This is a genomic window from Limnohabitans sp. 2KL-51, assembly GCF_003063645.1.
Lineage (GTDB): Bacteria > Pseudomonadota > Gammaproteobacteria > Burkholderiales > Burkholderiaceae_C > Limnohabitans_A.
Window position 1 is genome coordinate 1 of the sequence record NZ_NESJ01000050.1, and the last position, 1,476, is coordinate 1,476.

The window sequence follows — 1,476 nt, forward strand, 5'->3', positions numbered from 1 at the left end:
TTGTAGACATGATGGATGACCTGCCCACCTGACAAACGTGGGTTAAGTTGATGGGTGCGAAACCTTTATCAACCCAGTGCCATAACTCAGGAGGCAGGTCATGAAACAGTTTAACGATATCTACGTGGGCCTTGATGTTCACAAAGACACCATCGCCGTTGCCGTCGCGCGCGGTCTTCGCACTAAACCGGTTTACTTTGGAGAAATCCCCAACACGCCAGCGGCCATTGCCAAGTTGCCCAAACAACTGTGCCCCGACGGCGAAGTGTTGAACTTTTGCTACGAAGCGGGGCCATGTGGCTACGAGGTCTTCCACCAACTGACAAAGCTGGGCCAGTCGTGCGCCGTTGTAGCCCCCTCTTTGATTCCTCGCATGCCAGGCGTGCGCATCAAAACCGACAGGCGTGACGCCCTGAGCTTGGCAAAGCTGCACGCCGATGGCAGCTTGACGGCGGTGTGGGTGCCAGACAAAGAGCAAGAGGGCATCCGCGATCTGAGCCGGGCACGCGAAGATTTCAAACAAACCGAAACCAAGGCACGCCAACGCTTGGGGGCGTTCTTGCTGCGCAACGGCAAGATCTTCACCGGCAAAAGCAAGTGGACTGTGGCGCACTGGCGCTGGATGGAGACGCTCACGTTTGAGACGCCCATGCAGCACATCGTGATGCAAGAGTACGTTGAGGCGCTCAAAGAGGCCAGCAGGCGTTTGCTGGGCATGGAAAAGCAAATCTTGCTGGCCGTGCGCGGCTGGAGCCTGGAGCCCGTGCTCAACAGCCTGATGGCGATGAGGGGCGTGAACACGATCACGGCGGTGACGTTGTTGGCAGAGCTGGGGGACATCACGCGATTTGACAACCCCAAGCAGCTGATGTCGTATTTGGGGCTGGTGCCCAGCGAGCACAGCAGCGGCGGCAAAAGGCAGCAAGGCTCGATCACCAAGACGGGCAACGGGCACGTCAGGCGGGTGTTGGTGGAGGCGGCTTGGAACTACCGATTCCCGGCGCGCAAGAGCCGCACGATAGAGATGAGGGCAGAAAAGACCAGCGAGCGGGTGCAGGCCATTGCGTGGGAGGGGCAAAAAAGGCTGTGCGGGCGGTATCAAAAACTGCTGAGTTTGGGCAAGCTCAAACAAAAGGTGTGCACGGCGGTGGCCCGGGAGATGGTGGGCTTTGTCTGGGCCATTGCGTGCGAGGCCAGTGGCCAGGTGCACGGTAGTCGGGCAACAGCATGAACAAGAGGTCGGTGATTGTGGTTCAGGGATTGCGCAGGCAGTACTGCAGAACCCCAGACGCTCCTATGTGGCGCTCACCCGAAAGGGGGAGATGACCCACGACTGTAGAGATGGGCAGCTGCGCGACCGAAGACAAGGCATGTGGTAACCAACCCACGAATACCAGAATGATCTACCGTCGCCCAATCAGCCTCGTAGTCCCTGATCCACAGTCACTGACCGAGAAGACAAAAGAAACAGAGAGA

At 58.3% G+C, this 1,476-nt stretch carries 1 protein-coding gene; it reads left to right on the plus strand.

Going from position 1 to position 1,476, the window contains the following annotated elements; genetic code table 11:
• Positions 1–100 precede the first annotated feature (100 nt).
• A complete protein-coding gene (locus B9Z49_RS21305) occupies positions 101–1,231 on the plus strand; it encodes an IS110 family transposase (RefSeq protein WP_108355439.1) in 1,131 nt (376 codons plus the stop codon).
• Positions 1,232–1,476: the final 245 nt, after the last annotated feature.